Raw genomic sequence first — 17,478 nt, forward strand, 5'->3', positions numbered from 1 at the left:
CGGTGCGCTCCGGATGCGTCCCGGTCATGGGGAGAGCCCGTAGGGCCGCTGTCCTTACCGTGCTCCGCGCCGACCGTCAGTCGACGTTGAGGGTCAGCTCGGCGGTGTGGAGGGTGCCGCCGGTCTGGAACTGCAGGAAAAGCCGCCAGTTGCCGGACTTGGGCAGCATGGCCTGGAACGCGAGGTCCGGGCCGCCCTTGCCACCGTTCGCCCTGGTCTCCGGGTGGAGATGGGCGAACGCCCGGTCGCCCTCGTGGAAGGCGGTCAGGTGGGCGTAGGTGTCCAGGTAGGGCTGGAGGTCGGTGACGGGCTTGCCGTCCTTGCTGATGCCGACGGTCAGGGGATGGGCCATGCCCGCCATCGGCTCACCCTTGACGGAGACGGTGTAGCCGTCGGTTTCGGTGCCGGTGGCGGCCTCCGGGAGCGAGGTCTCGTCCGCGGTGCCGGGAATGGTGGCGGTGCGGCTGAGGACGAAATCCTCGCCCCTGCCCGGACCGCTGTCCGGCGTGAACGAGGCGTACAGCCGCCAGGCGCCCGGCTTCATGCCCGCCAGGCCGGCGGTCCAGGTGCCGTTGGCGGCCATGGCCGGGTGCAGGTGCTGGAAACCGGTCAGGTCGGAGCGGATGGCGTAGAAGTGCATCCGCTTGGTCTGGTCGAGCGCGAAGCCGGTGACCGGCTTTCCGTCCGGGCCGGTGATCCGGAAGGTGTAGTCGGTTTGCCTGCCGGCAGGCAGTTCGGTGACGGCGGAGGTCATCGCGTAGCCGTCCTTGGCGTCGGTCAGGCCGTCGCCCATGCTGCCGTGGTCCATGTCGGGCATGGAGTCGTGGCCCGTACCCGACACACCGGCCGAGGCCGACGACGAGGGCTTGGGGTCGTGGTGCATGCCGGGCATGGAGGAGTCGCCGGAGCCGCATGCCGCCAGGGCCAGGGCGAGTGCGGCTGCGGTACCGGCCGCCGTGAGAACTCGGGGGCGCACAGGGATGGTCGCGAACATCAGAGGGTTCGTCTTTCCGGGTGGGCACGCCACGCCGGGTGGCGCGCGGGTTGATCAGGACGTGGATGGCCCAGCGCCCCGGATGATCCAGGGGCTGCGGCGCGGGTCCTGTCAGGTCCGCGCGATACACACCTTCAACAAAAGGGGCCGGCCGCCCGGTGGCCCGCGGCGAGCCGTTCGTCCCAGGCGCCAGGTCCTGTACGGGGCCCAGGCCGCGAGCAGGGCAAGAAGGACAATTGCGACGAGGGGACTGGCCGGGAGCGGAAGTCGGTCTCCCGCGGAAATGGAGACGCACAGGAGCCCGTGCGCATCCGTCCCCCGTTCGGTTGCCAGGACGCCCGCGCCAGGATGGTGCGGTGCGGCGGCAAGCGGGTGGGCCTGCACGGGGGCGGGGGCGTGACCGTCGTGCGCCATGGCGCCGGCGGCCGCAGTGGCCTCGCCGTGACAGCCGGCGGCGGTTGCGGGGGCTCCGTGCATGAGAAACAGGCCGAACAGGACCGCGCACACAGCGATCAGCAGGGCTGTGCCCCGCCTCCGCTCGCGTCCGCCGCCCATACTCCAGCCGCTCCTTCCGCGCGTCCCGTCCCACGCCTCCGGACCGAAGATACCCCGGGCGGGTACTCGTTGCGGGCCGATGTTCCGCCTCTCGGTCTCGACGCGACGCAGGTCACGTGATGCAGCCGCCCGGCCGGCGGGGCGAGGACCGTGCTGGTGCCTGCGACAGGATCCCCGGCATCCACGCGGGCCTGTGCCACGACGTGTGGAGCACCCGCATCGCGCAACAACGGCTCCAGCCTGCTCGTCTGGCCGCGATGGTGCTCACGCCGGACCTGGCCGAGGGAGATCGTGGCGCCTGGCTTGGAGACCCTTCAGGGGCGGAGTGCACCAGCGCCGCGTCGACCAGATCGCCGCGCTGGAACGGCGGCCGTCCGCCACCCGGCCCCGGCCGGACGGGGCCTGAGCCGCACGCCACCGGCTCCGGTGGCGCGGTCCGCCGTCCGGCGCCTTACTGGAAGGTATGCACGCGACGACCGGTACCCCCCTCCCCCGGCGCCGCGGCGGACTCCGCCGCGGCGCGGTGATCCCGTGACGGCGCGCAAGGGCGGGTTCGGACCCGTGCACGGCTTGCTGTGCGGGGCGGCCGCCGGAGCGGCCGGCACCACGGCCCTCGACACGGTGGGCTATCTGGACATGCTCCTGCGCGGCCGTGCCGCCAGCTCCGCCCCCGACGTCACCGTCGAACGGCTCTCCGCGACCACGCACGTACCGATCCCCGGCGACGAGGACACCCGCAAGAACCGCGTCTCGGCCCTCGGCCCCCTGACCGGTATCGCCGCCGGTACGGGCATCGGCGCCACGCTCGGCCTGGCGCTCGGCTGCGGCTGGCGACCGCAGACCGCGGTCCTGACGGCCACGGCGATCGTCGGCGCGCTGATCGGCACCAACGGCCCGATGACCGTGCTGGGCGTGACCGACCCGCGCACCTGGTCGCGCTCGGACTGGATCTCCGACATCGTGCCGCACGTCGCGTACGCCCTGGTCACCGTGGCCGTCCTCACCGGCCTTCGGCGGGGGCGCGTACGAAGCGGCCGATGAGGTCCGGCAGGGACGCGAGCGCGGCGCCGGGCCGGCGCGCCGGGGAATAGGCGAGATCTCGGTCACGTACACCTAAGACAAGCCCTCCGTGCCGGCCGGCACGCCCTCAACGAGGTCCTGGCGACGGTCCCGCGCTCCGACGTGTAGCCGGGGACGCCGCAGGGAGGGGAGCCCGGGACCCCAGGAGCCCTCCCCGGCTCACATCGTGGCGTCGAGGTCCCCCGCGTAGTGCTCGATGGCCCGCCGGTACCGCGCGACCCCGGGGTCGGAGCTGCTGTCCGCCAGCAGCGTCAGCAGGAGCCGCATGGCCTCGTGGTGTCCGCCGGTGTTGTACAGCGCCATGGCGAGGAAGGTCCGCAGCGCACCGTCGCCGGGGAACTCGGTGACGGCCGTGCGCAGGAGGCCGACGGCCTCGTCGTACCGGCCGAGGATCCGGTACGTGCTGCCCAGGCCCAGCAGCGCGCCGCGCCGGTCCTCCGCCGGCAGTCCCGCCCCGCGCAGGGCGCGCTCGTAGAAGGGCACCGCCTCCGCCTCCAGGCCCAGCACGTCGTGCGCCCACGCCGTCTGGTACGCCACTTCGGCGTCCTCGGGGAACCGCTCCGCCAGCGCGAGCAGCCGCCCCCGCGCCGCCTCGGCCTCCCCCTGCTCGCGCAGCCGCACGGCGGCGGCCAGCAGCTCGTCCCTCCCCGGTTCGCTCTCGCGCATGCGCCCATCCTGGCAGTCCGGGAAGCCCCCATGCCAAGCACCGGCCATGACGTCGTCCCTGGCGGAGCACCCACGCCGTCGAGTTGCGGCCCAGAGCCAGCCTCCGCGGACACGCCTCGCGATCAAGAGCCATTTCGACGAATTCAGCCGTGAGTTCGTCGACACGGACGGCATGCTGGCCTTGCCGCACGAAGCACTGCTGGCCCGTGCACGCCGATGAACCGGCAGCACTCACCGGCTCGTCATGACGGGCCGGGGACAGGTGGAGCCCGCTGCCTACGCCCGCCGCAGACCGGCGAGGCGTTGGGCCAGGAACTCGCGCTCGGCGTCGTTCTCGGTCAACTCCAGCGCCTGGCGGTAGGCGATCGACGCCTCCTGCGGGCGGCCGAGGCGATGGAGCAGGTCCGCCTTGATCGCCGGTAGGTACTGGTATCTCGCGAGTCGGCCGTCCTTCTCCAGCTCCGTGACCTCTTCCAGCGCCTTGGCCGGCCCCGAGACCATCGACACCGCCACCGTGCGGTTCAACGCCACCACCGGTGAGGGCCACACCGACAGCAGCTCGTCGTACAGGATCACGATCTGCGGCCAGTCCGTCCGGTCATAGGACGGCGCCTGGGCGTAGAGCGAGGCGATCGCCGCCTGCAGGACGTAGCGCCCCGGTCGTCCGCCGCGCAGGCCGTCCACGATCAGGCCGTGCGCCTCGGCCATCGCCGAGCGGTCCCACAGCGATCGATCCTGGTCCTCGAGTCGCAGCAGGCGACCGTCGGCGTCGACCCGGGTGGCACGCCGGGCGTCGGTGACCAGCAGCAGGGCGAGCAGCCCCCGCACCTCCGGCTCGTCGGGCATCAGCTCGCGCAGCATGCGGGCCAGCCGCAGCGACTGGTCCACCGGATCCGTACGGATCAGCGATGCGCCCGACGGCGCGGTGTGCCCGGCGGTGAACAGCAGATGGATCACGCCGAGCACCGCACGCAGCCGATCGGGCAGCTCAGCCGCTGCCGGCAGCCGGAAGGGGATCCGCGCGGCTGAGATCTTCTTCTTCGCCCGGGTCATCCGGGCGGCCATCGTCGACTCCGACACCAGCAACGCCCGGGCGATGTCGGCGGTCGTCATCCCGCACACCAGCCGCAGCGTGAGGGCCGACTGCGCCTCCTGCGCCAGCGCCGGGTGGCAGCACATGAAGATCAGCCGCAACCGCTCGTCCGGTACCACGTCCTCCGGCTCGACGGCGGCCGGTTCGTCGACGGCCACCTCGTCCTCCGTCTCCTCGGGCTCCACCAGCAGCGGGACTTTCAGGCGGAACGTCTGCTCACGGCGCACCGCGTCCATCGCCCGGCGCTTGGCCGCGGTGGTGAGCCACGCCTCCGGGTTGTCCGGGATCCCGTCGCGTGCCCAGCTCGCCAGGGCCGCGGCGTACGCCTCCTGCACGCACTCCTCGGCCAGGTCCAGGTCGCGCGCGACGCGCGCCGTCGCGGCGAGCACCAGGGCCCACCCGCGACGGTGCGCGTCCGCGACCGCCGTCCCGACGTCCGCGCGGGACGTCATGCCGCGGAGGGCCGGTGCGCGATGAAGCCGCCTTCGACGGGCCGCACCTCGACACCGCCGCCCTGCTGGGTGATGGGATTGGCCCGAGCGATCTTCAAAGCGGCGTCCAGGTCGGGCGCCTCGATGACGCAGAAGCCGGCGATGACCTCCTTGGCGTCGACGAACGGGCCGTCCGTCACCACGTCGCCGCGGACCGAGGTGGCCGTGTCGGCGGCGGGCTGCAGCGCGAATGCCGCGACCAGGGCGCCGGACTCCACCAAGTCCTCGAAGTGGCGGTCATGGGCCTCCCGCGCCCCGGGAACGGCCTCGGCCTCGTCGGCGTGGGCCTTCGCGTAGATCAAAATCGCGTACTGAGCCATGGCGGCTGTCCTTCCGAGTGGTCGTTGCTGCCTTACACCTACGTCGAACGGCCGGCCCCGATTCGACAGCCCTCCCCGACATTTCCCCGGCCGGTACCGCGTCGATGTCACCATCACCGCCGCTCAGTCGCCGAACGGCACACCTACGCCGCCGCGGCGCCGGGGGTGTGCGGGGGCCGGGGGTGGTGGAGGCGCAGGTGCCGGACGCGGCCCGCGGCGTCGTGGGTCATCAGCCAGGCGACGGCGGGCGGGCAGTGGTCGGGGGCGTCGGGCGGGTTGATGATGTCCATCTCCCAGACGGTCAGGGAGCGTCCGGCCACGGCGTGGACGAGGCGCTGACGGACGCCGGCGGTCAGGTCGCAGTCCATGCCGCGGATCAGCAGGCGGCTGCCACCGACCCGTTCGTTCCCGCTGAGCAGGGCGACCTGAGGGGACCAGCGTTCGGCGAGGAGCGCACCGAAGTGGCCGCGTTCGGCGGCGGCCAGGGTCTCGTGGGCCTCGCGCCGGCTGGCGCGGGTGCGGCGGGCGGCGTCGTCGTGGGCCGCGTCCGCGGTGGCCGTCAGGGCGTCGGCGAGCTTGGCCCGGGCCTGGCTGAGCCGGCTGCGCACGGTGCCGACGGGCAGGCCGCACGCGTCGGCGATCTGCTCGTAGGTGGAGACGCCGGTGGTGAAGTGGCGCAGCACGAGCGGCAGACGCAGCGTCGGGGAGAGCTCCTCGATCGCCTCCCAGATCCAGTTCCGCAGGGCGCTGTCCTCCAGCCACCGCTCGGGGCCGGTGTCCGCCGACCGCAGGAGGAGGTCGTCGAGGGGCCGGGTGGGGACGGTGCCGCGCAGCAGGGAGCGGGCGGCGTTGCGGACGATCATCCGCAGCCACGGCCCGACCGCGGCGGGGTCGCGGACGTCGCCCACGCGGCGCAGCGCGGTCAGCGCCGCCTCCTGCGTCACGTCGTCCACGTCGGGGCCCGGTCCGAGGATGCTCAGGGCCACGGCGCGCATGCCCGCCCGGTGGCGCTCCAGGAGCAGGCCCAGCGCCGTGACGTCACCCGCCTGGGCGGCACGCGTGAGCGCCACGTCCTCCGTGCGGGCGTCCGCGGGGTCCCGGCTCATCGTGTCCCTTCCGGCGTCTTCCCTTCCCCAGCGGATGCTACGGCGTCGGCGTGACGGCCGGGAAACCCGGCGTCCGGTGCCTCTCAGGAGCCCGCCGGGGAGACGACGGTCGCACGGCGGCAGACGACCGACCAGGTGGCCTGTTCGGGGGGCGCGCCGTGGGGCAGGCGACGGGTTCCGGAGAGGAAGGTCACCGAGCGGCGGCCCTGGAGATGGCACCAGACCGCCATCTCGGAGAGGCCCCCGGCGGCGGGCTGCTCGTAGTAGTACCACTGGGTGGCGATCCGGCGGTCGTCGCCGAGGAAGGGCTGCTGCAGGAAGCGCTGGGCGCCCGGGGGCAGATTCCCCAGGAAGTCCCGGGCCTCCCTGGTGAGTTCGGGCTCGGCCGTCGGGGCCTCCGGGGCCGCCGCGGCTCCGGTCGGCGGCGCGGCGGGCGCGGTCGGTGCCCGCCGCGACAGCAGCGAGGCGGCGGCCCCGGTGGCCGCCGCGTCCGCGGCGCGCGCCGTGGGCGTCGCGGGGCCGCTCCGGAAGGGCCGGGTGACGAAGGACACCGGGTCGAGCCGGACCGTGCGCACCTCCGTGCGCGCTCCCCCGGAACCGGCCGCCGGGTCGGCCGTGGCAAGGCCGGCTGTGCCGAGGACCACGGACTGCACACCGCCGCCGGCCGCCGCGTTCGCCCACCACTCCAGGACGGTGCCGCTCTCGCGGGTCATGCGGTCGCGCGCGGCGTCCGACAGCAGACGCCAGTAGTGGTGCCGGTCGGGGCCCGGGGAGACGCCGAGGTCGCCGGCGCGGTGCAGCCGTCCCTGCGCCGCCCCACCCGGACCGCGCTCCCCGCCCGGACCGCGCGAGACCGGGCCGCCCGGCCGCCGCGACATCCCGCCCATCGCCCTCCCCACGCCCGACACCGCTCAGCCGAAGCCTAGTTGGCCTCCCGGACCCGCTCCACGTACCGCACCAGCGCACGCATCCGCTCCGGGGACCACGGCAGGCTCCGCCCGAGCTCCTCGCCGTGTTCGGCCCACATCCGCCGGGCGGCGGACCTGGTCCGGTCCCCGTCCTCCCCCGCGGCGTGGAACCGGTTCCCCAGCGCGTCCCAGCGGGCGACCAGGGCCCGCACCTCGCGGTCGCCGGCGGGTGTGCCGTCGTCGACGTGCCGCAGCAGCGCCTCGACGAGGCCGGCCCATTCCGCCTTCGCGGCCTCCATCCCTTCCGGGCCGAGTCCGGCTCTGCGCCCGGCCAGTTGCTCGCGCTGCTCCGCGGTGAAGTGGGTCTCGAACACCGACATCATCTCCAAGGTCGTCATGAACTGCTCGGGGTCGGGCATCGACGCCTCCTCGATCCGGCCGAGGAGCCCGCGCAGCCGCGCGGTGAGCTGCTGGATCCGTCCTGCGTACGCTTCCAGGGAGACCAGCTGGGCGGTCAGCAGATCGCGCATCTCCTCCAGGTCGCCGGTGGTGCCGGCGAGCACACGCCCGATCTCGTCCAGCGGCAGCCCGAGACCCCGCAGGGCCCGTACCCGGTAGAGCCGGCGCACGTCGCCCGGGGTGTACCGGCGGTGCCCCGAGGCGGTGCGCGCGCTCGCGCTCAGCAGGCCGATCTCGTCGTAGTGGCGCAGCGTGCGGACGGTCGTCCCGGTGGCGCGTGCCACGTCGCCGATACTCCACAGACGCCGCGCGTCGTCGTTCCCGATCACGCCGACAACGCTAGGACCTCCCGCTACGGCCGGTTCAAGCCCGGCTCGCGGGGGACCTGGGTGCGGTCGGTGAGAGCGGCCGCCCCCGGGCCGCCGAGCCGGGTCGGCGGGGGGCGAGCCGGCCGGCGGCGATCGGGCCCCGGATCTCGCTGCCCTCGCCGGCCGTCCGGGGGATGTCGGTGGCGATCAGACGGTGGCCCCGCCGGCGCTTGCGGGCGTGGGAGGGGAAGCCCATCCGCCAGGTGTGCTCGGCGTTCGGCTCGCGGCCAGGGCCCCGAGGGGCCCGGTGTCTCGGCGCCCCGTCAGCAGAGCACCCGCAGCGCCCCCGGCTGTATCCGGGCCATGACCGGGAGGACTGCCTCCACCTCGCCGTCCGCGCCGTACGGCACGTCGCGGTCGGCCTCGATGCGGATCTCCTTGCCGCGGACGACCTCGACCTGCGGGCGCGTGACGTGCGCGCCGGTCTTGAGCTCGTTCATCAGCGTGAAGAAGAGCCGGCGCGGCGCGTCGTGGATCATGACGACGTCGAGGAGTCCGTCGTCCACCCGGGCGTCGGGCGCGATGGCCCGGCCGGAGCCGTAGTAGCCGGAGTTGGCGGCCACGACCGTGTAGCCGCGGCGCTCGTAGAGGACGCCGTCGACGGTGACGCGGTAGGCGGCGGCGCGCCATCCGGCCACCGCGCGCAGGCCGCCCGCGTAGTAGGAGGCCGAACCACGCAGCAGCCGGGAGGTGTTGGCGTGGTGGTTGGCGAGCGCGTCGACGCCGGCGTACACGCTGCCCAGGACGACGGCGCGGTCGTGCACGGCGGACTCGACCTCGATGGTGTCGACGGCGCGCGGCTCGTTCCGCAGCAGGACGCGGGCGAGTTCGGCCGGCTCGGAGGGCAGGCCGAGGGCACGGGCGAAGTCGTTGCCGCGGCCGGCCGGTACGAGGCCGAGAACCGCGCCGGTGCCGCTGAGGGCGCCGCCGATGCCGCCCACGATGCCGTCGCCGCCGACGGCGAGGACGACGTGGCCGCGCTCGCCCGCCCGGCGCGCCAGGTCCTGTGCGTGCTTGAGGCTGGTGCTGTACTCCGTCTCCAGCGCCGCGCCCGCCTCCCGCAGCAGTTTCGCCAGCGGGAGGAGGGCGGCCGCCCCGGTGGAGCCCCCGGCGGTGGGGTTGACGACGGCGGTGAACTGTCGCATGCGTGTGCCTCCGGGGCAGGGGGACGGCGGATCGGCGCGTGGGGGCGGTGCGGTGCGCGGCCGGCCGGCGCGTGGTCCGCCGGCGCCCGGCGGGTCAGCGGACGGGGAGCAGGATGCCGGGGTTGAGCAGCCCGGCGGGGTCGAGCGCGTGCTTGACGGCGCGAAGGGCATCGATGCCGAGCGGGCCGGCTTCCCGGACGTACCAGTCGCGGTGGTCGGTGCCGACGCCGTGGTGGTGGGTGATGGTGCCGCCCGCGGCGAGGATGGCCTCGTTGGCGGCCTCCTTGGCCGGGGTCCAGTGCGCGACGGGTTCCTCGCCCTGTGCCGAGACCACGGTGAAGTACAGCGAGGCGCCGTTCTCGTAGACGTGCGAGATGTGGCACATCACCAGCGGCGGCGTGCCGGCCTCGGCCAGGGTGGCGGTGAGCGCCTGGCGCACGGAGTCGTACAGCTCGGGGATCCGCGACCAGAAGGTGGCGGTCTCCAGGGTCTCGGCGAAGGCGCCCGCGTCGAGCAGGGAGTCCCTCAGGTAGGGGGCGGAGAAGCGGCCGTGGGCCCAGCGCTGCCCGGGCTCCTCGCCCAGGTACTCGCCGCCGCACTCGCGCAGCACCGCCGCAGCCAGCTCCCGGCGCTGCGCGGTGTCCTCCTCGGTGCCCTCGTAGCCCGCGATCGCCGTACAGCCGGCGGACGAGGAGGCGGCGGAGCCGATGGCGTCGGGCTGGGCGAGGCCGATCAGCGTCTCGGTCTCGTCGGACAGGCGGAGCACGGTGGGGCGGGGCCCGTCCTGGGCGAGCCGGCGCAGTGCCGCCGCGCCCTCGGCGAAGGATGCGAAGCGCCAGCCCTCGTACACCTTGACCTGGGGGAGCGGGCGGATCCGCACCGTCACGGAGGTGATGACGCCCAGCGCGCCCTCGGAGCCGAGGATCAGCTGACGGAGATCGGGGCCGGCCGCGGAGCGCGGGGCCCGGCCGGCGTCGAGGGTGCCCCGGGGCGTGGCGACGGTCAGGCCCAGCACCATCTCGTCGAAGCGGCCGTAGCCGGCGGACGCCTGGCCGCTGGACCGGGCGGCGGCGAATCCGCCGATGGTCGCCCACTCGTAGGACTGGGGGAAGTGGCCGAGGGTGAAGCCCTGTTCGGCCAGGAGCGCCTCGGCCTCGGGGGCGCGCAGCCCCGGCTGGAGGATCGCGGTGCGGGAGACCGGGTCGAGCGACAGCAGCCGGTTCATCCGGCGCAGGTCGAGCGCGATGAAGGCCTGCCGCCGCTCCGGGGCGAGGCCGCCCACGACCGAGGTGCCGCCGCCGAAGGGGACGACGGCGATGCCGTGCTCGGCGCAGACGGCGAGGACGGCCAGGACCTCGTCGTGGCCGGCGGGCAGCACGACGGCCGCCGGTGTGTCGTCGACGTCGCCGGCGCGGATGCGCAGCAGGTCCGGGGTGGACTTGCCGCGGGTGTGGCGGATCCGGGTCTCCGCGTCGGTGCGCACGTGGGCCGGGTCGCCCACGCAGTCGACGAGGTCCTGCCGGGCCTCGTCGGTGAGGGGCGACTCGGGGACGGCGATGTCCTCCAGGGCGGCGGGTTCGGCGCCGCGGGGTTTGACGCCGAGCAGGTCGCGCAGCAGGCCGATCACGGAGTCGGGCAGCGGGGCCGCCTTGGCCGGGTCGCCCCAGCCGCTCCACAACATGTCCACGGGGTCCATGGGGCCGTCCTCACCGGTCGTTTCTGGGGTGCCGTCTCCTGCGGCCCTCACTGGCGTTACACTGTGACACATGGCGCCTATTCGTCACAACCAGTCGGACAGCGATCCGGTGCTCGACGCGGTCCGCGACTGCGTCCTGGCCGTCGGCGTCCGCCGCACGACCCTGACCGACGTGGCCCGCCGCGCCGGCGTCTCCCGCATGACGCTCTACCGGCGGTGGCCCGATGTCCGCACCCTGGTCGGCGACCTGATGACCCGCGAGTGGGTCACCGTCGCCATGGAGGCGATGCCCGAGCGGCACGAGGGCACCACCACCCGGGCCCACCTGGTCGAGGGCCTGGTGGCCGGAGTGCGCGCCTTCCGCGCGCACCCGCTGTTCGTCAAGATCCTCGACGTCGACCCCGAACTGCTCCTCCCCTACGTGCTGGACCGCCGGGGCGCCAGCCAGGACGCGCTGCTGCAGCTCATCGCCGGCGGGCTGGAGGAGGGCCACGCGGACGGCTCTGTCCGCGTTGACCACCTGGCGCGGCAGGCCCGTTCCGTGCTGCTCGTCGTCCAGTCCTTCACGCTCTCGCTGCGCACCATGACCGACGAGGACGACCCCGACCTGACCTCCGCGGCCTTCCTCCGGGAACTGCGGGCCATCCTGGAGAGGACCCTTTCGCCATGAGCCCCACGAGCAGCCCGGCCTCCTCCCGCTCCTCCGGCGACGCCCCCGGCCCCGCCGGAGTCCCCGGGTCCTCGCTGAACGCCGCGCGCCGCGCCCGCGAACTCGCGGAGCTCACGGGCGGGGCGGAGGTGGACGTCCTCGTCGTCGGCCTCGGCGCGACGGGAGCGGGCGCGGCGCTCGACGCGGCCTCCCGCGGGCTGTCGGTCGCCGCGATCGACGCCCACGACCTCGCTTTCGGCACCTCCCGGTGGAGTTCCAAGCTGATCCACGGCGGCCTGCGCTATCTCGCCTCCGGCCAGCTGGACGTCGCGTACGAGAGCGCTGTCGAGCGCGGCGTGCTGATGGAGCGCACCGCGCCCCACCTCGTCCGGGCCCAGCCGTTCGTGCTGCCGCTGACACCGCTGGTCTCCCGCGGCCAGGCGGCGCTGGCCTGGTCCGGCTTCCGGGCCGGCGACGCGCTGCGCCTGTCGGCCCGTACGGCGCGCGCCACGCTCCCGGCACCCCGCCGGCTGTCGGCGGTGGAGACCCGCCATCTCGCCCCCGCCCTGCGCACCGCCGGGCTGCGCGGCGGACTGCTGTCGTGGGACGGCCAACTCGCCGACGACGCACGCCTGGTGACCGTCGTCGCCCGTACCGCCGCGGCGCACGGCGCACGCGTCCTGACCCGCGTGCGCGCCGTCTCGCTCAGCGGGTCCGGTGCCGTGATACGTGACGAACTGACCGGCCAGGAGACGGAGATCCGGGCCCGGGCGGTGATCAACGCCTCCGGCGTGTGGGCGGGCGGGCTCGTCGACGGCGTACGGCTGCGGCCGTCCCGGGGCACGCACCTCGTGCTGCGCTCGGAGGGGCTCGGCGGCCTGCCGGCGGGCCTGCACATCCCGATCCCCGGCGAGTCCAACCGCTTCGCCCTCGTCCTGCCGCAGGGCGACGGCCGGGTGTACGTCGGGCTGACCGACGAGCCCGTCGACGGCGAGATCCCCGACGTCCCGGAGGTCCCCGAGACGGACATCGGCTTCCTGCTCGACGTGCTCGGCACCACCCTGGACGTCCCCGTCCACCGGGACGACGTCGCCGGGGCCTTCGCCGGTCTGCGGCCGCTGCTCGACACGTCGGACTACGGCTCCGGCCGCACCGCCGACATCTCGCGCAAGCATGCCGTGCTCACCTCGGGCGAGGGCGTCGTGACCATCGTCGGCGGCAAGCTCACCACCTACCGGCGCATGGCCGAGGACGCCGTCGACGCCGCCGTCGCGGCCCGCGGGCTCGGCGCCGGCCCCTGCCGCACCGCATCGCTCCCCCTCGTGGGCGCCGCCGCGCCGCGGGTGCTCAGCGGTCTGCGCTCCCCGCGCCGCCTGGTCCAGCGCTACGGCACCGAGGCCCCCGCCGTGCACGCCCTCGGGGCCGCCGACCCCTCCCTGCGCGAGCCGGTCGTCGCCGGCCACCCCGTCACCCGGGCGGAGCTCCTGTGGGCCGTACGCCACGAAGGGGCCCTCGACACGGGCGACCTCCTCGACCGGCGCACCCGCATCGGGCTCGTCCCGGCGGATCGCGAGACCGCGCTGAAGGCGGCCGGGGAGGCACTGGCCGAGGCGTGAGCCCCGCCCGGCCCACAGGGCGGCGGCCGACGACGGCCGCTCACGGAACGGCGGCCGCTCCCGGCGCACGGACGTCGGCGTGCCAGCCGGGTTCCAGACGGTCGAGGAGCGTGCGGAAGGCGGCATCCGCACGCTCCTGGTCGCCGTCCGAGAGGGACGCGAAGATCAGGCCGAAGGAGGCGTCCACCATCAGGCGGGCCTCGGTCCGGGAGCGTTCGCCGGACATCCCGAGGCTCTCGAAGAGGGGGACGACCAGTTCCGTCCACTCGGTGACCACATCCCGCATGTACGGCCCGTGGCGCTCGGGCCTCAGTACGGCGGCGGCCATGATCTCGAAATACAGGGGAAGCACGGCGCTGCGCTCGGGAGTGCGGAGCTCCTCCCAGAGCGCCTCCGCCAGGCGACGCATGCCCGTCGCGTCCCGGGGCGGGCCCGTCGCGGCCAGGATCTCGCGGAACCGCAGGATCGGGCGGCTCGTGTCCTGGGCGAGCGCCTCCGCGACGAGGCGCTCCTTGGTCCCGAAGTAGTACAGGAGCATGCGGTCGCTGGTGCCCAGCGCCTTGGCCATCGGACGCAGGGACAGTTCCGCCAGCCCGTGCCCGACGACGTACTCCCGGACCCGGTCGAGGAGTTCCCGCCGTTTGACGGGATCGGCCTGTCGCGACATGAAACCCTCCCGAGATGCCGGAATTGATGGTTTTTGTGGAGTTCTTTACCGTAGCACCCATTACATGTATATTGATAGATGTAGCACCTGCTACAGGAATGGCCGCCGGGCCTCCGCGCCCCTCGGCACGGAAGGGAATGATCACCATGGCCGCCCAGGCCGTCGGCACAGACGAGACGTCCGCCCCCACGTCCTGGCTCGCCAGGCAGTTCAGGCTGTGGTCCCGCACCCTGGAGCCCGTCCGCCCGCTGCACGCACCGGCCGGACGCGCCACCGCCCGGGACGCCTCCTGGCCCCTCGCGCGCGAGCTCACCTCCGTGGGCCGCGCCCGGAGGCTGACCACGGCGCAGGTGCGGGAGTGGTCCCTCGACGAGCTGACGGACACCGTCGAGCTCCTGGTCAGCGAACTGGTCACCAACGCCCTGCGGCACGCCCGCGGCCCGGTACGGCTGAACCTGCGCGTCGAGGGCGCCCGCCTGCGGTGCGAGGTCGAGGACGTCAGCTCCGCCGCCCCGGTCCGGCGCGCCGCCGAGACCGACGCGGAGGGCGGCCGCGGGATCGAGATCCTCGACCTGCTCAGCGCCGCCTGGGGCACCGACCGGACGGCGACCGGCAAGACGACGTGGTTCGAGCTGCCCGCCCCGGCCGCGGCCTGAAGGGGCCGGCGGAACCCACCCCGGCCGATCCGCACCCCGCCCGCACGCCCGTGACACCCGAGCTACCGCTCAGTAGCCTCTGTTCCGTCGTCAGCAGGCGGGAGAGTAGCGGTGAGCATGCCGGACCACAGTGATGTCGAGGCCTTCTTCGAGCGGGTGGCGGACGAGCGCTTCGTCCCGACCGAGTACACACGCGGCCCCTGGGACGCCGCGAGCCAGCACGCCGGACCGCCCGCGGCCCTGCTCGGCCGCGCCGTGCAGACCCGACCGGGCGCGCGCGAGGACATGCGCCTGGTCCGGATCACGTTCGAGATCCACCGCCCGGTGCCGCTCGCCCCGCTCACGGTGACCACCCGCGTGCTGCGCGAGGGCCGCAGCGTGGAGCTGGTCGAGGCGTCCCTGACCCCCGACGGCGGCGAGGAGATCATGCGCGCGCGGGCGCTGCGCATCCGCACCGCGCCCGGCGCCGTCCCCGCGGTCGCCCCGGGACCCGCCCTCCCCGGCCCCGGACAGGCACGGGAGGAGCCCTTCTTCCCCGTGCCGTGGGACACCGGCTACCACACGGCGATGGAGGCCCGTTTCGCGTCCGGTTCCTTCCTCGACCGCGGCCCGGCCACCTGCTGGCTGCGCATGCGCGTCCCCCTCGTCGCCGGCGAGAAGACCGCGCCCCTTGACCGCGTCCTGGTGGCCGCGGACTCCGGCAACGGCGTGAGCAATGTGCTGGACTTCGCCACCCACCTCTTCGTCAACCCCGACCTCACCGTCCACCTCCACCGCCACCCGGCCGGCGAGTGGGTCTGCCTCGACGCCCGCACCACCATCGACCCGTACGGCGTGGGCATGGCGGAGACCGTGCTCCACGACGAGGAGGGACCCATCGGCCGCGGCGTGCAGAGCCTGTTCGTGGCGCCGCGCCGCTGAGACGGGCCGGCCCTTCGCCCCTGGCGCCGGTGACGTCCCGTCAGCCGAGGAGCTCCCGCGCCACCGCCGAACCGTGGGCGGCGTCGAGGGCGCCGACGCCGGTGAGGTCGGCGATGGTGACGGCGGCGTCCGGACGAGGGGGCGGGCCGGCGAGCAGGGCGCCGGGCGGCGCAGCGCGAACACGCCTGCCTGGTCGAGTTCTTCGAGGATCGCGAGGCGGTCGTCGCGGCCGAGGCGTTCCACCGGGCAGCCGCGGTCGCGGGTGCACGACCCGACGATCCGCTGCACGTGTTCGGTCCGGTCCTGCTCGAAGAGCGGCTCGGGGCGCGGCGGGGTGGGCGCGGCGGGGTGGGCGCGGCGAACGCGGCGAGCACCGAGGGCGCCTGCTCCAGCGGGGTCCGGTCGAGGTTGACGCACAGCACGGCCGAGGGTGCGCCGGGACGGAAAGTGCAGCCCTGCCCTTGCGAGGTCCGCTCCGCCGGAACGGCCGCGTTGTCACAGATCACAGGACCGCCCGGTCATCCCTATCAAATGGTGCAAATCACTCGAACCGATGCCCCATCGCGCCCATGACCCCGCCGGCCGCAGGCGCAGGCACAGAAGCGGGCACACCGTCCGCGCATCGGCTTCCCGCACCGCATACCACCCCCCTCCCCTCCACCTACCCGAGGACAGGAACCCGATGACCAGCACTGACGCGGTGACACTCGGTAAGCAGATGAACACGTCCGAGCTGACCGAGTCGGCGATCGCGATGCTCGACGATCAAGGGACGGTCGTCGGATGGACGCAGGCCGCCGAGGAGCTTGTCGGGCACTCCGCCATGGACGTGGTGGGCCGTTCCGCCTCACTCGTACTGCCGGCCTTCGGGGAGGCGCCGACGACCTCGGCCTTCGTCGAGCGATGCCGTGCCCGGAACGGGTGGGCGGGCACGACGGCGGTGCGCCACAGGGACGGCCGCGCGCTCGACGTCAGCCTGCGGATCTCGATGCTGCGGGGGCAGGACGGAACAGCGCGGTGGCTCGCGTCCGTGACCGACCTCGGCGTGCTGCCCGGGGAGGCGATGAACGGGTCGGTGCGGGGTCCGGTTCTCACCCGCGCGCCGATCGGCATCGTCGTCCGCGACCGGCAGCTGCGGTGCATCGGGGTGAACGACGCGATGGAGAGCCACGACGGCATCTCCCCCGACCGGCGCCTCGGACGCCGGTTCACCGATGCGCTGCCCGGTGCCAAGGCCGAGGCACTCGAGGCCGTGATGCGGCAGGTGCTTCACAGCGGTATCACCAAGGTCCACGAGTACCGGACCTGGCTGCCGTCGAGTCTGGGCCGGAACCACCCGTTCGCGGCCTCGTTCCACTGCCTCCAGGGCGCCGACGGCCGAGCGCTGGGGGTGTGCGTCATCAGCGTGGACGTCGCGGAGAGCCGGCGGGCGCGCGAGCGTCTCGCCGTCCTCAGTGAGGCCGGTACGCGCCTTGGCGGCACCCTGGACGTGACGCAGACCAGCCAGGAGCTGGCCGACCTCGCCGTGCCCCTGCTCGCCGACTACGTCGCCGTCGACCTGGAGCAGTCGGTGCCGTTCGGCGAGGGGCCGCCGGTCCGCATCGGCACGACGGGCGAGCGCCTCCCCGTCTTCCGTCGTGCCGGTCTGGCCTCGATCCACCGAGAGGTGCCGGAGTCCCCATGGACGCGCGGTGAGCGGGTCCTTGTGCCGCCCGCCTCACCCCTCACCGACATCCTGCGCACCGGGAGGTCCCACCTGGAGCCGATCCTGGACGCCGCTCCCGGCATGTGGATCGGCCAGGACCGGGAACTGACGCGGATGGTCCACGAGAACGGCATGCACTCGCTGATGGTCGTCCCCATCCGCGTGCGGCGTGCCCTGCTGGGCGTGGTTCTGTTCATCCGCACCAAGGACCCCGTGCCGTTCCAGGAGAACGATCTGCTCCTGGCCGAAGAGCTCGTCAGCCGTGCCGCGCTGTCGTTGGACAACGCACGCCAGTACGCCCGCGAGCACGCCGCCGCCCTGGCGCTCCAGCGCAATCTGCTCCCGCACCGATTGCGGGGCGGCTCGGCGGTGGAGGCGGCCTC

At 74.2% G+C, this 17,478-nt stretch carries 16 protein-coding genes; 6 read left to right on the top strand and 10 right to left on the bottom strand.

Annotated features, from left to right (window positions below; genetic code table 11):
* Positions 1 to 76 precede the first annotated feature (76 nt).
* The gene (locus ACWDAS_RS40670) at positions 77 to 994 is read right to left on the bottom strand and encodes a hypothetical protein (protein WP_450400932.1); all 918 of its coding nucleotides are present in this window, start codon (positions 992 to 994) and stop codon (positions 77 to 79) included.
* Between the two features lie 1,086 nt (positions 995 to 2,080).
* On the opposite strand from ACWDAS_RS40670, the gene ACWDAS_RS40675 reads away from it, so the two are divergent.
* Positions 2,081 to 2,590, top strand: coding sequence for a hypothetical protein (locus ACWDAS_RS40675; RefSeq protein ID WP_450400934.1), 510 nt, complete (start codon positions 2,081 to 2,083; stop codon positions 2,588 to 2,590).
* A 198-nt stretch (positions 2,591 to 2,788) separates the two neighbouring features.
* Here ACWDAS_RS40675 and ACWDAS_RS40680 read toward each other — a convergent pair whose 3' ends face one another.
* The 8 genes from ACWDAS_RS40680 to ACWDAS_RS40715 all read right to left on the bottom strand — a co-directional run bounded on the left by ACWDAS_RS40680 (position 2,789) and on the right by ACWDAS_RS40715 (position 10,872).
* On the bottom strand, positions 2,789 to 3,295 hold the full coding sequence (locus tag ACWDAS_RS40680) for a tetratricopeptide repeat protein (protein ID WP_450400936.1): 507 nt from the start codon (positions 3,293 to 3,295) through the stop codon (positions 2,789 to 2,791).
* A gap of 276 nt (positions 3,296 to 3,571) precedes the next feature.
* On the bottom strand, positions 3,572 to 4,840 hold the full coding sequence (locus ACWDAS_RS40685) for an RNA polymerase sigma factor (protein ID WP_450400938.1): 1,269 nt from the start codon (positions 4,838 to 4,840) through the stop codon (positions 3,572 to 3,574).
* On the bottom strand, positions 4,837 to 5,199 hold the full coding sequence (locus ACWDAS_RS40690; RefSeq protein ID WP_450400940.1) for a YciI family protein: 363 nt from the start codon (positions 5,197 to 5,199) through the stop codon (positions 4,837 to 4,839). Before ACWDAS_RS40690 ends, ACWDAS_RS40685 begins: the two co-directional genes overlap by 4 nt.
* Positions 5,200 to 5,342: 143 nt before the next feature.
* Positions 5,343 to 6,305, bottom strand: coding sequence for an RNA polymerase sigma factor (locus tag ACWDAS_RS40695; RefSeq protein ID WP_450400942.1), 963 nt, complete (start codon positions 6,303 to 6,305; stop codon positions 5,343 to 5,345).
* An 83-nt stretch (positions 6,306 to 6,388) separates the two neighbouring features.
* Positions 6,389 to 7,183: a hypothetical protein gene (locus ACWDAS_RS40700; RefSeq protein ID WP_450400944.1), complete on the bottom strand. Its 795-nt coding sequence runs from the start codon at positions 7,181 to 7,183 to the stop codon at positions 6,389 to 6,391.
* A 44-nt stretch (positions 7,184 to 7,227) separates the two neighbouring features.
* Positions 7,228 to 8,001, bottom strand: coding sequence for a MerR family transcriptional regulator (locus ACWDAS_RS40705; RefSeq protein WP_450400945.1), 774 nt, complete (start codon positions 7,999 to 8,001; stop codon positions 7,228 to 7,230).
* 302 nt (positions 8,002 to 8,303) lie between these two features.
* Positions 8,304 to 9,185: a YegS/Rv2252/BmrU family lipid kinase gene (locus tag ACWDAS_RS40710; protein WP_450400947.1), complete on the bottom strand. Its 882-nt coding sequence runs from the start codon at positions 9,183 to 9,185 to the stop codon at positions 8,304 to 8,306.
* Between the two features lie 94 nt (positions 9,186 to 9,279).
* Complete coding sequence (locus ACWDAS_RS40715) at positions 9,280 to 10,872, bottom strand: FAD-binding oxidoreductase (RefSeq protein ID WP_450400956.1); 1,593 nt, start codon at positions 10,870 to 10,872, stop codon at positions 9,280 to 9,282.
* Between the two features lie 79 nt (positions 10,873 to 10,951).
* Between ACWDAS_RS40715 and ACWDAS_RS40720 the strand changes: the two genes are divergently transcribed.
* Together ACWDAS_RS40720 and ACWDAS_RS40725 are read left to right on the top strand one after the other, a co-directional pair.
* Positions 10,952 to 11,551, top strand: coding sequence for a TetR/AcrR family transcriptional regulator (locus ACWDAS_RS40720; RefSeq protein WP_450400949.1), 600 nt, complete (start codon positions 10,952 to 10,954; stop codon positions 11,549 to 11,551).
* Positions 11,548 to 13,146, top strand: coding sequence for a glycerol-3-phosphate dehydrogenase/oxidase (locus ACWDAS_RS40725; protein ID WP_450400950.1), 1,599 nt, complete (start codon positions 11,548 to 11,550; stop codon positions 13,144 to 13,146). The genes ACWDAS_RS40720 and ACWDAS_RS40725 overlap by 4 nt, the downstream gene beginning before the upstream one ends.
* Positions 13,147 to 13,186: 40 nt before the next feature.
* Here the strand turns inward: ACWDAS_RS40725 and ACWDAS_RS40730 are convergent, their stop codons facing one another.
* The gene (locus ACWDAS_RS40730; protein ID WP_450400951.1) at positions 13,187 to 13,813 is read right to left on the bottom strand and encodes a TetR/AcrR family transcriptional regulator; all 627 of its coding nucleotides are present in this window, start codon (positions 13,811 to 13,813) and stop codon (positions 13,187 to 13,189) included.
* Positions 13,814 to 13,959: 146 nt separating this feature from the next.
* Between ACWDAS_RS40730 and ACWDAS_RS40735 the strand changes: the two genes are divergently transcribed.
* From ACWDAS_RS40735 to ACWDAS_RS40745, 3 genes are all read left to right on the top strand, one after another.
* Positions 13,960 to 14,469: an ATP-binding protein gene (locus tag ACWDAS_RS40735; protein ID WP_450400952.1), complete on the top strand. Its 510-nt coding sequence runs from the start codon at positions 13,960 to 13,962 to the stop codon at positions 14,467 to 14,469.
* A gap of 117 nt (positions 14,470 to 14,586) precedes the next feature.
* A complete protein-coding gene (locus ACWDAS_RS40740; RefSeq protein WP_450400958.1) occupies positions 14,587 to 15,390 on the top strand; it encodes a thioesterase family protein in 804 nt (267 codons plus the stop codon).
* A gap of 682 nt (positions 15,391 to 16,072) precedes the next feature.
* A partial coding sequence (locus ACWDAS_RS40745) for a PAS domain-containing protein (protein ID WP_450400954.1) occupies positions 16,073 to 17,478 on the top strand: 1,406 nt, incomplete at its 3' end.

This window comes from Streptomyces sp. NPDC001070, from assembly GCF_053598835.1.

Excerpts from the sequence above, each read along its gene's own strand:
- ACWDAS_RS40735 (WP_450400952.1), top strand. The coding sequence starts at position 13,960 with ATGGCCGCCCAGGCCGTCGGCACAGACGAGACGTCCGCCCCCACGTCC.
- ACWDAS_RS40685 (WP_450400938.1), bottom strand. The coding sequence starts at position 4,840 with ATGACGTCCCGCGCGGACGTCGGGACGGCGGTCGCGGACGCGCACCGT.
- ACWDAS_RS40695 (WP_450400942.1), bottom strand. The coding sequence starts at position 6,305 with ATGAGCCGGGACCCCGCGGACGCCCGCACGGAGGACGTGGCGCTCACG.
- ACWDAS_RS40700 (WP_450400944.1), bottom strand. The coding sequence starts at position 7,183 with ATGTCGCGGCGGCCGGGCGGCCCGGTCTCGCGCGGTCCGGGCGGGGAG.
- ACWDAS_RS40740 (WP_450400958.1), top strand. The coding sequence starts at position 14,587 with ATGCCGGACCACAGTGATGTCGAGGCCTTCTTCGAGCGGGTGGCGGAC.
- ACWDAS_RS40690 (WP_450400940.1), bottom strand. The coding sequence starts at position 5,199 with ATGGCTCAGTACGCGATTTTGATCTACGCGAAGGCCCACGCCGACGAG.
- ACWDAS_RS40720 (WP_450400949.1), top strand. The coding sequence starts at position 10,952 with ATGGCGCCTATTCGTCACAACCAGTCGGACAGCGATCCGGTGCTCGAC.
- ACWDAS_RS40710 (WP_450400947.1), bottom strand. The coding sequence starts at position 9,185 with ATGCGACAGTTCACCGCCGTCGTCAACCCCACCGCCGGGGGCTCCACC.
- ACWDAS_RS40670 (WP_450400932.1), bottom strand. The coding sequence starts at position 994 with ATGTTCGCGACCATCCCTGTGCGCCCCCGAGTTCTCACGGCGGCCGGT.
- ACWDAS_RS40680 (WP_450400936.1), bottom strand. The coding sequence starts at position 3,295 with ATGCGCGAGAGCGAACCGGGGAGGGACGAGCTGCTGGCCGCCGCCGTG.
- ACWDAS_RS40730 (WP_450400951.1), bottom strand. The coding sequence starts at position 13,813 with ATGTCGCGACAGGCCGATCCCGTCAAACGGCGGGAACTCCTCGACCGG.
- ACWDAS_RS40725 (WP_450400950.1), top strand. The coding sequence starts at position 11,548 with ATGAGCCCCACGAGCAGCCCGGCCTCCTCCCGCTCCTCCGGCGACGCC.